Source organism: Weissella viridescens, assembly GCF_014789145.1.
Taxonomy (GTDB): Bacteria; Bacillota; Bacilli; order Lactobacillales; family Lactobacillaceae; genus Weissella; species Weissella viridescens.
Genome location: NZ_CP061835.1, coordinates 1,158,530 through 1,173,614, shown reverse-complemented (window position 1 = coordinate 1,173,614; position 15,085 = coordinate 1,158,530). Strand labels below are relative to the sequence as shown.

Below are 15,085 nucleotides of genomic sequence, written 5' to 3'. Positions count from 1 at the left end.
CCAAATAAACTTATTCTTTAGGGTGTCCGATTTGTCCATTTACATCCCCGAATACTTAAATACTAACTGTCACTTTATCGTGATTAAAATATCTTATCCGATCCATTTAATTGGAATACATAGCTTGGTAGGCCATGAAAGGAACATAGAGATATGGCAATTACGAAAAAGAAGAACGGCAAGTATCAGGTACGAGTGTATGTAGGATATGACAAAATAACAGGCAAACGTAAAACTAAGTATGTGACGTGTGAAACCATGCGAGAGGCACGCCTAAAGGAAGCACAGTTAATCACTGATGTTGAAACTGGTGAGTTAGTACCTGAATGGGATAAGGCGAGGGAGCAACGACATATGACTTTCGATGAAGCATATGAAGAATGGTTTGATATTTATAAGCGCCAAGGGCGAACAAATGCGACAATTGGCAAGACTAGATATTTCTTTGAACACTACTTGCTCAAACCTAGTCTATTTGGTGGCATTTACTTAGACCGCATGACCAGAAGAGACGTACAACAACGCGTTAATAAATTTATCCCCCAATATGCTTCGTCTAAAGAAATACTAAGTTACGCTAAGATGATGCTGAAATGGGCAGTAGATAACGATGAAATTGCTTGCGATGATAATCCAATGGATCACATCCAAATGGTGAAGGCTAAAAAAGCACCTAAGCGAAAGACGAAGTATTATGATGAGCACCAAGTGAATTTATTTGAAAGTGGTATGAATGAGTATTGGGGTCGTAAACATCTTGATTTAATAACGCTTTTTACATTATTAATCCATACCGGTGCAAGATTTGGCGAGGTAATCGGATTACATTGGTCTGATATAGATTATAATGAGCAACGAATAACCTTTGGCGGACGTGTCTCGCATATTAATGGTGGAGGTCGTTCAGAGTATTTAGATGGCTTAAAAAATGGGGATGACTTTAAAGTTGTTGAAGTTGACCAGAAGACACTAAGTACGCTTAAAGCCTTTTACAATCAGGAAAATGTGCGTGTACATGAGTACGGTGACCATTTACAAGCAGACGATTTAATATTTTCACATAAATATGCTTTCCAGCCGTATAAAGATATTTATTATAAAGACTCCCTAATTTCAAGTAACTTGAGAGGTTACATAAATTGGTATAATAAGCACCATGATGAACAATTACCTTATTTAAACATTCATGGATTCAGACATACGCATGCAAGTCTACTATTGTCCAATGGGGTGGAATTGAAGAAAGTTGCGGACAGATTAGGGCACAAAGATATAACTGTGACAGCAAATATATATGCTGATGTAACACCCAAAGCCAAGCGAGAAGTTGCGGATAAGTTTAGTGAAATATTAAGTAATGACAACTGATGTTATACGGTGTATTGTGTTGCGCATTGTGTTGTGTTGGCAATACTTGTAGTTTTGATGTTGATGTATCAGCGTTTAAGAGACGTTTATGGTTTCTTGTATATAGTAAGTACATGAAGAAACGTTAAGGTAATAGGAGGTAGGAACAATGAAGTTAACATTTACAGATGCAGCAAAGACAATGGTGCAAAAGCACTTGAAGGATGATACAAAGATTGTACTAGATTTTGATGATGGGGTTGGTCCTTTTTCAGATGAAGCCACATGTACATTAGATTTGGCTTTCCACCTTGTTCTGGCACGTCCTGACCAAATTACAAAAGATTTCAACGATACAATTGAGAGTAACTTAGGCGATGTCTATGTTAAGGGTTACTCAGAAGATCAAATGGATCCAAATATGACGCTTGATGTTGATAAGTACTTGAACCTTTCACTTAAGGGTGACGGTGGTACTTTGGATGATCACGTTGTTTTGGTCGATGTTCAAGATAAGTAATTAAATGGAGGGCATTCTTGTTGTACGAGAATGTCTTTTTTTGTGTTCAAAAATACGGTATACTTACTTGTAGTAAGTTAACAGTGGAGGGGGATAACATGCAGTTGACGATTAGTGAAACGGTTGTTGAAATGATTCATGAAAAAATGCGCGAGGACACAAGACTTGTTCTTGATTTTGATGATGGAGTTGGTCCTTTTTCTAAGCAGGGTATTTGTTCATTGAACACAGCTTTTCAATTGGTATTGGCACGGCCAGATCAAATTACGAATGAATTCGATGCATCACTGACGAGTAATCTTGGAACTGTTGCGATTAAAGGCTACGCCATAGAGCAACTTGATCCTGCGATGACATTAACGCGTGATGTAAACTATAATCTCGTCTTATCAGGGCAAAGCGGCCTGTTGGACAACCATCTACAACTAATTGATGCGCAGTCTTGGCCTGCGGTCTAAAAACAAAAGTTAAGTTTTAAACGAAAAAAATCCCGCACCTGATTAAAACCAGGAACGGGATTTTTTAATTTTTATTAACGGGCGAAGATATCGGCGCGTAAACGATCTAATTGCTTATTATTTAAGATGACGTATAGCAAAATTGATTGAATTGGCCAGAAAACAAGTTGCTTCAATGCTCGTGTAGAAACCATTGTCTTAAGCATGCCAGAGTTATGCCAAGCATTTTGCAAGGTAATGACCCAAATCGTGTTTAAGCATAAGTTGACAACGACAAGGACAATCGCAGTTGTCACAATCACGCGAGTCCAACTTAAGTGGTCCCGATTATAGAATGAGAATCCATAAATTAAGGCACCAACAATCGCTGATAAGGCGAAACCAGGAAAATAAGGCTGGCCACTGGTCAAAATTGTCGCCCCAATGAAGTCGCAAATGAAAGCGACAAAAGCGCCCCAAATCGGACCGTACCATTTAGCGATAAGACCTGACGCAATGAAAGAGAAGCCAAACTTAAGCCAATCTGGTCCAAAAGTAAAGCGGCTTAGAATCAGCAATAATGCTGCTAAAAGACCCAACAAAGCGACTTGCTTGGTATCCAAGCGGGGAAAATAGTTCTTTAATGTTTTCATTTTGAAAACACCTCCTTTATGATGGAGGGTTTCACTGGTAACAGTGAATGTGGTAATAATATCGCGGTTAAACCTTCGTTTGGGGATCACATTCCGTTTCCCCAACACTTGACGCATTAAAACCTACCCTGTACGACTAAACAACTCTTAAAGTATAGCACACCTTAAAAAGAAGTTAATGTTTAAATTTTTTACGTGAATTAGTAAAACATTTTAGTAAAACGTGGTAAAATTTAAATATTACGCGAACTAACCGCATGAAAATGGGGTTAAGCAAAAGATTGGGGTACGTGATGAAAATTTTTATTCCAGCAACCTTAGCCAACTTTGGCCCAGGGATGCAATCCATCGGATTTCCACTTGAAGCAGGCCTAACGATTGAAGTTGGTGCACCAACTGAGCAATGGCAGGTGCAGCATCCCTTTGCGGCTACGGTAGCTACTGACGAACGGAACTATGTTGTGCAAATTGCGACCAACTTAGCCCCCCAGCTAACACCACATGCTGTGACAATTACGAGTACGATTCCTACTAAGCAATATCTTGGGGTTCAAGATGCCTTAATTTTAGCCGGTATTGAATTAGCCAATCAACTTGGCCAATTAGGTCTAGATGATTTCACAAAGTTAACGTTAGCAGCTCGAACTGCTCAACAACCAGCACATGTGGCAGCTGCTTTGTTAGGACAACCAACTGTCAGTTATTTACAGCATGGGGATGTGTATGCGAGTGGCTTTATTTGTCCGTCATATACCGTTTTGCTTTATTTACCAGAAGCCACAATGGCACCACAAAACGATGCGGCAGTTGCTTATGCAGATGCAGTTGCAGTGAATGCAAGTGGAAATATGTTAATGGCCGCATGGCAAAATCAACAACGTGAATTGGCCGGACAACTTATGGAAACCGACCTTTTGCAACAGCCAGCTGCTACAGATAATGCGGCGCTAACTGCGATTCGACAGGCTTCACACGCCTTAGATATCTATGGCACCGTTTTGCTTGAGCAAGGACCAGCAATTGCAACATTGGTTGCGCCCGAAAAAGTGCAAGATCTTATCGATGTATTAGATTATGTGGACTTACCCGGTCAATTTATACAATTGCCGATTGGAGCGACGGGTATTACAGTTGTAGACTAGGAGAACAGAATGAAAAAAGCATCCATCAAAGATGTCGCACGACTTGCAGATGTTTCGATTGCGACGGTATCACAAATTCTAAACAATAAAGGGGACCGCTTTTCAGAGGCGACACGTGAAAAGGTTTTTGCAGCCCGTGATGAAGTCGGGTATGTGCCAAATATTAGCGCACGTAGTTTAAAAAAGAGTCACTACATGTTGATTGGCGTGGTCGTGCCGACGTTGGCTTTACCGTATTTCGGAGCCTTTGTTCAACATTTGCAAAACTTATTACCAGAGAACATGTCGTTATCAATTATGTCAGGGGAACAAAAGCAAGCTGATGCTGCTGTTGAACGCATGATTGAAGCTGGTGTGAGTGGCGTTATTGTCGTAAGTCAATTGGCTGATCCCAATCGAATTGCTGATTTATTAAAGCAGCGTGGGATTGCTATGGTTGTGACCGAAAATCATGATGATTTGGAATTAGCTGACGTTGTTTATACCAAAGACCAAGCGGGAGGGCGCTTAGCAGCGGAACACTTGATTGCAGAGGGCCATAAGCGGGTTGCCTTATTAGGTAATCAAGTCTTTACAGACAATTTGTTCTATCGCGCCGGGTCATTTAAAGCAACCATGGAGGAAGCAGGCGTAAAGGTGAGCGAGATAACGACCCATAATATGTCAAAACAATCAGGGCAAGCGGCAGCCATGGCTGTGTCAATTTCACATGCTACGGCTACTTTTGCGCTAAATGATGAATTAGCCATTGGTGTGATTTCAGGTTTGTCAAAATTAGGGTGGCATGTACCAGATGATATGTCAGTCATTGGCTATGATGATACTGATTATGCGGCTTTTTACCAGCCAAGTTTAACAACGATTCACCAACCGGTTGATATCGTTGCCAAAACAGCGTTGGATGTGTTAATGGCTCGAATTGCAGATCATCGTTTGGATCGTCAAAAAATAGCGGTAGATGTGTCACTCGTTGAGCGTGACTCAACGCGGCCCTTGCAGGTATAAAAATATCAAGGAGGTTAGGATTAATGAAAACTGGATCAACTTTTCGCCAAGCAGACCAACGGTTTCCGCTTTTGACACTGGAAGAACAAGTCAATCAGTTAGCACGAGATGGTTGGTCAGCTGCGGCGATAAAGCAGTACCAAGCACATGTTGAGCGCCTCCTTGCAACGCACTCATTCGATCAAAATGCCACGCAAATGCGACTTTGGTTTGATGCGCATCGCGTTGGTTCTGAATTATTCACTGAAATGCTAATGGCTGATTTCCGACCAAGTCAAGAAAATGCCCAAGCGCGTATCGCGATGCTTGAAAAAGTGATGGGACTCGAACCAAGTGCAGAAAATTTTGTCCAAATGACACGACTTGGTTTTTGGTCAGAACGGGGTGCCACGCCAACTTTGTACTATTTGTATATTGGTGAGATGCAGCAGTTACGGACTTACATTGAATTTACTAATCGGGTGTCACGTCTAATGTATGCTAAGTACCAAACACGGACTAAGCGTTTCTTTGGCCAACCATCAATGACGATGCTCAACGATATTGTTGATCACCAATTACGTTATTATTTAGGTAAGCCAATGATTGATTTCGTTCGGACACAAAATGTAACGCGTGTAGGATTGAAGCTGTCGTCGCAAAAGTTCTTGCATCGACAAGTTCGTTATCCAGATGCACGTTACCATAACCGTGGGGTTGAGGATGCTTCAAATTTGAAAATTGTTACCCATGATTATCATGCGGAATTTATTTTAGATAAGCATGATCAACTCGTTTCAATGTGGAATGCACTTGAAGCGCATCAAGTTTTGCAAGATGACGGATCAGTCCGTTTTAATATGCAGCGGGGATCGTATACGATTGATGAGCTTCAGCAGATTGCAAACACAGAATCATTGAATTACGCCAATCATGGTGGTAAAATCCATGACTTACTGGATGGAGACCCATCCGTCCGAGGAGCTGGCTATGAACCAGCAATTCGTGACTATGCCAAAACTTTATTTTAATAAAATGGTATAAAGTGTAATTGATTTTAATAAAAATTGCGCCAAATTACCTGAAAATGTGTATACTATTAGTTAATCAGAAAAAAATAGATAGGGATTTTCCTATGTGTTGTTGTCCAATATCCGGTGAGATATGCCATATGACCTGTGAGTCAAAAGGAGTTAAAACATGCCAGAAGTAAAACCAAGTTTAGCCAATCAACATAACCAACAACTTGCAACTGTACTGCCTTCACCCATTCGTGTGATTGATGCAGAATTTTCAGAAATTGCTGGGTTGATTAAGTTAACTTTAGGGGAACCTGATTTTGCCGTTCCTGAACATATCAAACAAGCAGCTAAGCGTGATATCGATAATGATGATTCACACTATGCACAACCTGCTGGTCATCTTGAATTACGTGAAGCAATTAGCAATTACTTGGTCAATCGCTTTCAAGCACCACGCTATGATCCAAACAATGAAATTGCCGTAACGGTTGGCGCTTCTGAAGCTTTGTTTGCCACGATGAGTGGATTGTTCAATCCTGGTGAAAAAATTATTATTCCAACACCATCATTCCCAATGTATGATGCGATTGCTAAAATTTTGGGACTTGAAATTGTTGGTTTGAGTACAGCTCCAGACTATCGCTTAACCCCTGAAAAGTTGGCGCCTGTTTTAGAGGCTAACCCGGATGCTAAGGGAATCTTAATCAACTATCCTTCTAATCCAACTGGTGTAACTTACGATGAAGCAGAGGTTTCTGCCTTGGCAGAACTTTTGGGTCAACGTGATATGGTTGTGATTTCGGATGAAATTTATGCAGAGCTTTGCTTTGATGGACCGCACACAACAATGTCAAAGCTCCTACCTGAACAAACAATTTTGGTCAGTGGCCTTTCAAAGTCACACGCGATGACAGGTTATCGTGTTGGGTACGTGGCTGGACCACAGGCCTTGATGCAACACGTTACTAAGATGCACCAATTCTTGGTAACTACTGCACCAGGACCAATGATGGCGGCGGCAGCTGAGGCCTTGAACAATGGTTTGCAGGATGCTGAAGAAATGCGCGATGCTTACCAAGCACGTCGGGACATCGTTCAAAGTGGGCTCGAGGCAGCTGGCTTTACAGTTGCTCGCCCAAGTGGAGCGTTCTACATTTTTGCCAAGATTCCTGAAGCAATTGGTATGGATGATATGGCCTTTGTTCGAGATTTGGCGAAGGAGGCTTTGGTTGGCGTTGCACCTGGTTCAATCTTTGGTGAGGGTGGTGAAGGTAACATTCGTTTATCATACGCTGCTTCAACAGAAGACTTAGAAGAGTCAATGCGTCGCATTCAAGCCTACATGGCTAAAAAATTACAAGCATAATCGAGAAGCCCAGCTGTGCTGGGCTTTTTTAGACAATAGCATGTGAAAATATGCGCAATTTAAAAATGCTTTAAATTCGAGTAATAATCATGGAAACAGACCGAGGGCAGCACCGGACGTGATATAATAATCACATGAAATTTTAACATTAAGGGGCTTGAGATGAGTAATGCAGAATTTGTACAACCATTAAGTGATACGGTCATGAATATGACAGAAGATAAGTTAACTGATTTTCAGAAATTAGTTAGCGGGATTCCAGATTTAATTCGCCTGACTTTTGGAGAGCCAGGATTTAATGTTGATCAACGGATTAAGGATCGCATGATCCAATCTATTAATGAAAATAACTCACACTATGCGATTTCACAGGGTGAACCAGAACTACGGCAAGCTGCGCTTGACTATTTCAAAGAAAAATACGACGTACCTTATACTGACATCGATAATGTCATTGTTACGCAAGGGGTTTCTGAAGGGATTAATGCAGTCTTCATGACGTTGCTAAATCCAGGGGATGGTTTAATTATGCCAGAGCCAGTATATTCAGCTTATTATCCTGCACTAGATTTGGCGCATGGTAAATTGGTCTCAATTAACACACGTCCAGATGATTTCAAGGTGACACCTGAGAGTGTGGAGACAGCTATTGCTAATGCTGACGTGCCAGTTAAGGCAATTTTGTTAAATTACCCGAACAATCCAACGGGGGTCACCTATTCCCTCGAAGAATTGGAGGCATTGGCGGCTGTCTTTAAAAAGCATAAGTTGTGGGTGATTTCCGACGAAATTTATTCAGAACTAACTTATGATCAAGCACATATTTCATTGGCAACCTTAATTCCGGAACAAACAATTGTACTAAATGGTTTGTCTAAATCACATGCCATGACAGGATATCGAATTGGCTTTATTTTTGGTGAAAAGACGTTGATTGAAGAAGCGCAGAAAGTACACGAGACCCTTACTTTTGCCTTGCCAAAGGTTATTCAGGATGGGGCTGCCACTGCCTTGACTGATGCCAAGGATGCGCCAAATGAAATGAAAGCCATCTATAAGCGTCGCCGTGATTGGTTAGTTCCAGAATTGGAGAAGATGGGATTCATCCTTGATAAGCCAACTGGCGCATTCTATATCTTTGCCAAGATTCCTTTGGATATGGGGGATGATGGCTATGCATTTGCCAAGGATCTTGCTTTCAATGGTAAGGTCGCAGTTATTCCAGGTGAATCCTTCTCATCAGCTACTAAAGACTATATCCGCATTTCGTATGCAGCTTCTGATGAAACCTTGCATACTGCAATTGAGCGTATGCAAGCTTACTTAACAACTAGAAGAAATGAAACAATGGAGCGTTAGACGACTATGAATGCACATTCACAAAAAAGTCGCCGGTTAGTACTGACGGCATTATTCATCGCGATTATTTTGGTGCAATCTTTAGTTCCTTGGTTGGGAACGCTACCTATTGGTGCGTTCTTTCTAGGAGCTTCAGTCACCATTATTACCTTTACTGTTGCGATTGGGGCTATGGTATTAGGGCCGAAAACGGGTGCACTATTGGGTGCGGTATGGGCCGCTTATTCTTGCTGGCACGCTTGGACTTCTGTCCCAAGTATCGGAGCATTAATGTTTCGAAATCCATTCACGGCTTTTATTCCACGGATGGCAGTTGGATTAATTATCGGATTTCTGTATTGGCACTATGTTAAAAATAAAAAATGGCACCAACAACGTTGGTATTTGGTGGGGTTAGGTGCCATGTCTGCTTTCGTCAATACAGCGTTGGTGCTTACAATTACTTGGATTAGTTTTAAAGTGATGAACACCTCATTTACAGGGATTCCACACACGGGATTGGCTAATTGGTTGATAACCACAATTGCTGGAACGAATGGTATTTTTGAAATTATTGCTGGCGCGATTATTGTGCCGTTGATTGGTATTCCGGTCCTTAAAATTGCCGCAAAAAATAATTTAATGTAGTTAAAAAGAATCAGTTTTGCTGGTTCTTTTTTTGTACGCATTTGACTTTAGAATCATTCTAAATTATAATGATTCTAAGTTAGACGGGAGGGAATTGTGATGGGAAAACTAGATTTAGCACAACGTAACAATATCATGCGGGCTGCTGTAATGGGGGCAAACGACGGCATTTTATCGATTTCCGGGATTGTGATTGGGGTTGCGGGGGCAACTGCAAATACTTTTGCCATTTTAATTGCTGGTTTTGGCGGAGCTCTAGCTGGAACTGTGTCAATGGCGATGGGTGAGTATGTCTCGGTACATTCACAAAATGATGCACAAATTCGAGCTGAACAAGAACAAGCACACGCCCTAGCAACGCGGTATCAGCAGGAATTTGATTTTGTCGCTGATAGGTATGAAAAATTAGGTATTGAACCAGCGTTAGCAAACCAAGCAACACAAGAAATGATGGATCAAGATGCGTTGGGGACCACTGTTCGTGAACGACACGGCTTTACGTTGCACCATGAAGTTTCGGCAATGGGAGCGGCTGTGGCATCAATGCTTTCATTTCCATTGGGGTCTGTTTTACCAATGCTTTCAATCTGGTTGCTACTTCCTAAATGGCGTATTCAGGGTACGGCGATCGCTGTTGTGATGGCACTGGCAATCACGGGATATACAGCGGCACAGTTTTCTGGCGTGGACCGTTGGAAAGGAACGTTACGCAATGTTGTTGCGGGGATGTTTACAATGCTAGTAACGTTCTTAATTGGTCGTTTGATGGGACGATAGGGGTGAACAACAATGAAAAAGAATACGCAGATGACAATGGAAGAGAAATTGAATGCAGTTCGCGCAGGTGTTTTGGGGTCAAATGATGGTATTTTAACCGTGGTTGGTGTCATTTTTTCTGTAGGTGCTGCGACGACTAATCAATTTACAATTATGGTTGCGGCGGTGGCTGACTTGTTTGCCTGTGCGCTATCTATGGCTTCAGGTGAATACGCATCAGTGAGTGCGCAGTCTGATTCAGAAAAAGTGGTTGTGGCTCGCGAAAAAGATCGTTTGGCGCAAAATCCTGACGCAGTCGCCAACGATATTAGCCAATTTTTTGTTAATCGTGGTGTCACGAAGCAGACTGCGGCCGCCATCGCTACCGATTTAATGCAGAAAGCACCATTAGAAACTATTCTCCAATGTAAATACAATATTAAGTTGGGACACTACGTTAGCCCTGTAGAAGCGGCGTTTTCGTCACTATTTAGTGCAGCTGCAGGTGGCGTTTTTCCACTTGTGGCGATGTGGTTGAGTCCTTTACCTCTAAAATATCCGATGACTATTTTGGCAACTGTTGTTGCAGTTGGATTGACGGGTTGGTTAAGTGCACGTTTAGGACACGGTTTACCTGGGCGAGCAATTATTCGCAATATCGTGTTGGGGTTAATCACTATTGCGATTCATTTTGGGATTGGGACGTTCTTTTAAAAAAGCATTCAGCGGTAAACCGTTGAATGCTTTTTTATTATTGTCGGTGAATTTGTTATAATAGTACTTACACTAAAGAAGAGAGTAGGCATAGAGCGTCATGCAACAATACGGTTTAATTGGGTCGCAAATTGCACATTCTTTATCACCAAGATTGCAAAATTTAGCATTTGCAAAGGCGCATGTGGCGGCTAACTATGCCTTATATGATATTAATCCGACTGATTTTGACGTTGCGATTCAGCCCATATTAGCTGATTTAAATGGTGCGAATGTCACAACGCCATATAAACAAGCCATTATGGCAAAACTAGACGAAGTAACGCCATTAGCGCAGAAGACCCAGGCGGTGAATACTGTTTACCGGGATAAGCACGGGCGTTTAATCGGCGATACCACCGATGGAAAGGGTTTTTGGTTAGCCCTCCAATATCAAATTGGGGTGTTGACCGGACAGCATGTTTTATTAATTGGTTGTGGTGGTGCTGCAAGAGCGATTATGGCTGCTAAACCCAGTGATGTTACGTTAACGGTGGCAAATCGACCTAGTGATCATTTTGATGAGTATGCTAAAGTTACGCAAACATTATTAGAACAACCACTCGACGATTTAATGCAAATTGATGCGGTATTAAATCAAATGAGTGTTATTGTTGATGCAACAACGGTTGGTATGCACGATGATCAGACAATTTTGTCGGAGAAACAAATGCGAGCAACGCAAGCTCAAGTTAATATTATCGATTTAAAATATAATCATATGGTGACACCGTTAATGCGCTTGGCACAGGAGTGTCATCGCGAAAATTTCAATGGATTAGCCATGTTGGTTGGACAAGGCTGCCTAAGCCAGAAAAGTTGGACCGGATATCAGCCGGATTTGTTAACACTGATGAAAGAAATGGGAGTAGCGCAAAATGATAATCATAAAAATGCCTGATAACGATAGCGCGGAAGCGCTCTATACACAACTTAAGACGCAATCTCCAAATGAATACATTATTTATGACCACCAAACGCAACTTGGTTTAACGAGTTCAGCGGTATTACAAACACTCACTTTACCAAAAACAGCACAAGTGATGACAGTTGCGCCAACGGCCTTACGTGCTTCGCGTCAATGGCATCCAGAGGATACGGTAATTCAAACAGCGCATAGTCAAATTGGTGGAGAAAATTTCACGCTAATTGCTGGCCCTGATTCAGTCGAAAGCCAAACACATATTGACGCTATGGCTCAAGCGGTCAAAGCAACTGGAGCAACCATTTTACGTGGGGGTTCATTTAAGCCTCGAACAAATCCATATAGTTTTCAAGGATATGGTGAAAGTGGTCTGAAAGAACACCGTCAGGCAGCAGATCAATTTGGCTTAGATATGATGACTGAAATTATGGATACGCGTGATTTTGATTTAATTGATCACTATACAGATATCTTTCAAGTTGGCGCGCGTAACATGCAAAACTTCAGCTTATTGAAGCAATTGGGACAGCAGGTAAAGCCAGTAGGTTTAAAGCGTGGGATGTCAGCAACCATTGATGACTTACTCAACGCAGCTGAGTATATTTTAGCCGCTGGCAATCCTAATGTTTTCCTGATTGAACGTGGGATTCGAACTTTTGATAATAAATATACGCGTAATACGTTTGATGTTGCGGCGGTACCGGTTCTGCAACAACTCACACATTTACCTGTATTAGTTGATCCATCACACGCCGCTGGTAAACGAAGCCTCGTTCAGCCGCTAGCTTTGGCAGGTGTCGCAGCAGGAGCGCAAGGATTAATGATTGAAATTCATGATCAGCCGGAAAAGGCGCTCGTAGATGGTGCTCAAGCTTTAACGCCAAACGAATTAAAAGACATCATGCAAAAAGCCAAGGCCATTAAAACGATAGTAAAGGAGACACATGCAGATGATTGATGTGAATGTAAAAGAGCACCCTTATCAAATTGATTTAGAAAATGGTGGAAGTAATGCGATTGGGACAAAGGTGAGTCAGCTTTGGTCACCACGTAAAGTGATTGTTATTTCCGATATGAACGTGGCGGATATCTATTTGAAAGCCGTTGTCAAAAAATTACGCGATGCTGGTTTTACAGTTAGTACTGCTGTTGTGGCACCAGGTGAAGCATCAAAGAGTATTGAACTCGTCCAGACTATTGTGAAGCAAATGAGTCATGACCATTTCACTCGCTCAGATGGCGTTATTGCGCTGGGTGGTGGTGTTATTACGGACCTAGCTGGTATGGTTGCTTCACTTTATATGCGCGGAATAGGGCTCATCCAAGTACCAACCTCGATGACAGCGCAAGTTGACGCTAGTATTGGTGGCAAGACGGCTGTTAATTTAGGTGAAGTGAAGAATGTAATGGGGACGTTCTATCAACCTGACTTTGTCTTAGTTGACCCTGCATTTTTAACGACCTTATCTGATCGTGATCTTGTTGAAGGCTACGCTGAATCTGTTAAGATGAGTTTATTAGCGGGAGGCGACTTTGCTGAATTAACTGGTTCAATTCAATCGGTGGCTGATTTGAAGAGTAAATTAGTACCGGTGATTGAAGCGTCACTAAACTATAAGCGTGATATTGTCGTCCAAGATGAATTTGATCACAATCAGCGTCAAATCCTTAATTTTGGGCATACATTTGGTCATGCGATTGAGTTGATGGCGCATGGTGATTTGCGACATGGGGAAGCGATTTCAATTGGAATGGTTGCAATTACCGACCGTTTGGAACGTGATGGGTATACCCAGGCTGGGGTGAGTGATCAAATTACTAGCCGCCTTTTGGCCGTTGGCCTACCCGTTTTTTCCGAATACATTGGACAAGACGAATTCTTTGATTTAGTGAAACGTGATAAAAAAAGAACAGATGATCGGATTAATTTCATTGGGCTAGCCCAAGTGGGTGAACCGATTATCGTGAAAAAAGATGTTCGAAAATTAGAAGCATTTGTGAAAGGATATTAATACATGCGCTATATGACGGCTGGTGAAAGCCATGGTCCAGAAGAAATGGCAATAATTGAAGGCATCCCAGCTGGACTAACTTTGACGGCGGACATGATTAATCAACAGTTGCAACGACGCCAAAAGGGATATGGACGTGGTGCCCGTCAGCAAATTGAGCACGATACCGTGGCTATTTTAGGTGGGGTGCGGCATCAACAAACATTAGGTTCACCAATTACGCTAAACGTGCATAATCGAGATCACAATAATTGGGCGGATATTATGGACCCTAATATTGCAGAGACACCGGAAAACAGTACACGTAAAGTATTGCGACCACGTCCTGGTCATGCCGATTTGGTGGGTGGTATGAAGTATGGGCATGCGAATGATTTGCGTAATGTGTTGGAACGTTCCTCCGCACGTGAAACGGTCATGCGAGTGGCCGTGGGTGCTGTTGCAAAGACATTATTAGCAGAAGTTGGGATTGATGTACATGGCTTTGTTGTTAATATTGGCCCGGTGCGGACACCGCTTGAACAACTCACTGATTTCGCGGACCTAACTGCTTTGCGAGCACAAAGCGAACAATTTGAAACACGTACACTGGATGCTGAAACTGATCAAGCTATGCGCGAATTGATTGATCAAACGAAACGTGATCGCAATACTGTGGGTGGTACGGTCGAAGTGATTGCAACTGGCGTACCAGCTGGATTGGGGTCGTATGTAGCAGCTAACACCAAACTAGACAGTCGCATTGCGCAAGCCATTGTCAGCATCAATGCTTTCAAAGGGGTTGAATTTGGTGGTGGTTTTGCGAATGCTGAGGCATTTGGTAGTGAGGTGATGGATGAAATTGGCTGGCAAGCTGATCGAGGCTTTTTCCGAACTTCAAATCATTTAGGTGGTTTTGAAGGGGGGATGACGACTGGGGAGCCAATTGTCGTGAAAGGGGTTGTTAAACCAATTCCAACGCTTTATCGGCCAATGGAAAGTGTTAACATTGCCACACACGAAACGGATCGTGCTTCAATTGAACGCTCTGACACAACGGCAGTACCTACAGCAGCTGTTATTGCTGAAGCAATGGTGGCAATTACGTTAGCACAAGCAATGCTAGATAAATTTGATGCTGATCAATTGGTGCGTTTTAAAGCGCAGGTAGACCAGTATCGTACCGAATTGAAAGAATTTTAG

Annotated in this window: 16 protein-coding genes and 1 riboswitch; of the genes, 15 read left to right on the top strand and 1 reads right to left on the bottom strand. The window is 42.1% G+C overall.

Annotated features, from left to right (window positions below):
- The first annotated feature begins 153 nt into the window (after positions 1 to 153).
- The 3 genes from IE337_RS05795 (at position 154) to IE337_RS05785 (ending at position 2,325) form a co-directional block, all read left to right on the top strand.
- Positions 154 to 1,368, top strand: coding sequence for a tyrosine-type recombinase/integrase (locus IE337_RS05795; RefSeq protein ID WP_191136134.1), 1,215 nt, complete (start codon positions 154 to 156; stop codon positions 1,366 to 1,368).
- 148 nt (positions 1,369 to 1,516) lie between these two features.
- A complete protein-coding gene (locus IE337_RS05790) occupies positions 1,517 to 1,867 on the top strand; it encodes an iron-sulfur cluster biosynthesis family protein (protein ID WP_057744417.1) in 351 nt (116 codons plus the stop codon).
- A 98-nt stretch (positions 1,868 to 1,965) separates the two neighbouring features.
- Entirely contained in the window at positions 1,966 to 2,325 is a 360-nt protein-coding gene (locus tag IE337_RS05785) for an iron-sulfur cluster biosynthesis family protein (protein ID WP_072152586.1), read from the top strand.
- 74 nt (positions 2,326 to 2,399) lie between these two features.
- Here IE337_RS05785 and IE337_RS05780 read toward each other — a convergent pair whose 3' ends face one another.
- A complete protein-coding gene (locus IE337_RS05780) occupies positions 2,400 to 2,957 on the bottom strand; it encodes a folate family ECF transporter S component (protein ID WP_057744411.1) in 558 nt (185 codons plus the stop codon).
- Positions 2,958 to 2,996: 39 nt separating this feature from the next.
- A riboswitch (THF riboswitch) is annotated at positions 2,997 to 3,090 on the bottom strand.
- Between the two features lie 160 nt (positions 3,091 to 3,250).
- Between IE337_RS05780 and IE337_RS05775 the strand changes: the two genes are divergently transcribed.
- The 12 genes from IE337_RS05775 (at position 3,251) to aroC (ending at position 15,085) form a co-directional block, all read left to right on the top strand.
- A complete protein-coding gene (locus IE337_RS05775; protein WP_243185580.1) occupies positions 3,251 to 4,099 on the top strand; it encodes a homoserine kinase in 849 nt (282 codons plus the stop codon).
- Between the two features lie 9 nt (positions 4,100 to 4,108).
- Positions 4,109 to 5,104: a ribose utilization transcriptional repressor RbsR gene (rbsR, locus tag IE337_RS05770; protein ID WP_191136132.1), complete on the top strand. Its 996-nt coding sequence runs from the start codon at positions 4,109 to 4,111 to the stop codon at positions 5,102 to 5,104.
- Positions 5,105 to 5,127: 23 nt separating this feature from the next.
- Entirely contained in the window at positions 5,128 to 6,114 is a 987-nt protein-coding gene (locus IE337_RS05765) for a DUF3114 domain-containing protein (RefSeq protein WP_191136131.1), read from the top strand.
- Positions 6,115 to 6,283: 169 nt separating this feature from the next.
- The gene (locus IE337_RS05760; RefSeq protein WP_191136130.1) at positions 6,284 to 7,471 is read left to right on the top strand and encodes an aminotransferase class I/II-fold pyridoxal phosphate-dependent enzyme; all 1,188 of its coding nucleotides are present in this window, start codon (positions 6,284 to 6,286) and stop codon (positions 7,469 to 7,471) included.
- A gap of 162 nt (positions 7,472 to 7,633) precedes the next feature.
- Complete coding sequence (locus IE337_RS05755; RefSeq protein WP_191136129.1) at positions 7,634 to 8,830, top strand: aminotransferase class I/II-fold pyridoxal phosphate-dependent enzyme; 1,197 nt, start codon at positions 7,634 to 7,636, stop codon at positions 8,828 to 8,830.
- A gap of 6 nt (positions 8,831 to 8,836) precedes the next feature.
- Positions 8,837 to 9,457, top strand: a complete 621-nt coding sequence (locus IE337_RS05750) for an ECF transporter S component (RefSeq protein WP_191136128.1) — start codon at positions 8,837 to 8,839, stop codon at positions 9,455 to 9,457.
- Positions 9,458 to 9,556: 99 nt separating this feature from the next.
- On the top strand, positions 9,557 to 10,234 hold the full coding sequence (locus IE337_RS05745) for a VIT1/CCC1 transporter family protein (RefSeq protein ID WP_057744395.1): 678 nt from the start codon (positions 9,557 to 9,559) through the stop codon (positions 10,232 to 10,234).
- Positions 10,235 to 10,246: 12 nt separating this feature from the next.
- Complete coding sequence (locus tag IE337_RS05740) at positions 10,247 to 10,927, top strand: VIT1/CCC1 transporter family protein (protein WP_057744392.1); 681 nt, start codon at positions 10,247 to 10,249, stop codon at positions 10,925 to 10,927.
- Between the two features lie 100 nt (positions 10,928 to 11,027).
- Positions 11,028 to 11,867, top strand: coding sequence for a shikimate dehydrogenase family protein (locus tag IE337_RS05735; RefSeq protein ID WP_191136127.1), 840 nt, complete (start codon positions 11,028 to 11,030; stop codon positions 11,865 to 11,867).
- The gene (gene aroF / locus IE337_RS05730; RefSeq protein WP_423841173.1) at positions 11,848 to 12,849 is read left to right on the top strand and encodes a 3-deoxy-7-phosphoheptulonate synthase; all 1,002 of its coding nucleotides are present in this window, start codon (positions 11,848 to 11,850) and stop codon (positions 12,847 to 12,849) included. The genes IE337_RS05735 and aroF overlap by 20 nt, the downstream gene beginning before the upstream one ends.
- A complete protein-coding gene (gene aroB, locus IE337_RS05725) occupies positions 12,836 to 13,903 on the top strand; it encodes a 3-dehydroquinate synthase (RefSeq protein WP_191136125.1) in 1,068 nt (355 codons plus the stop codon). Before aroF ends, aroB begins: the two co-directional genes overlap by 14 nt.
- A 3-nt stretch (positions 13,904 to 13,906) precedes the next feature.
- Positions 13,907 to 15,085, top strand: a complete 1,179-nt coding sequence (gene aroC, locus IE337_RS05720; protein WP_057744380.1) for a chorismate synthase — start codon at positions 13,907 to 13,909, stop codon at positions 15,083 to 15,085.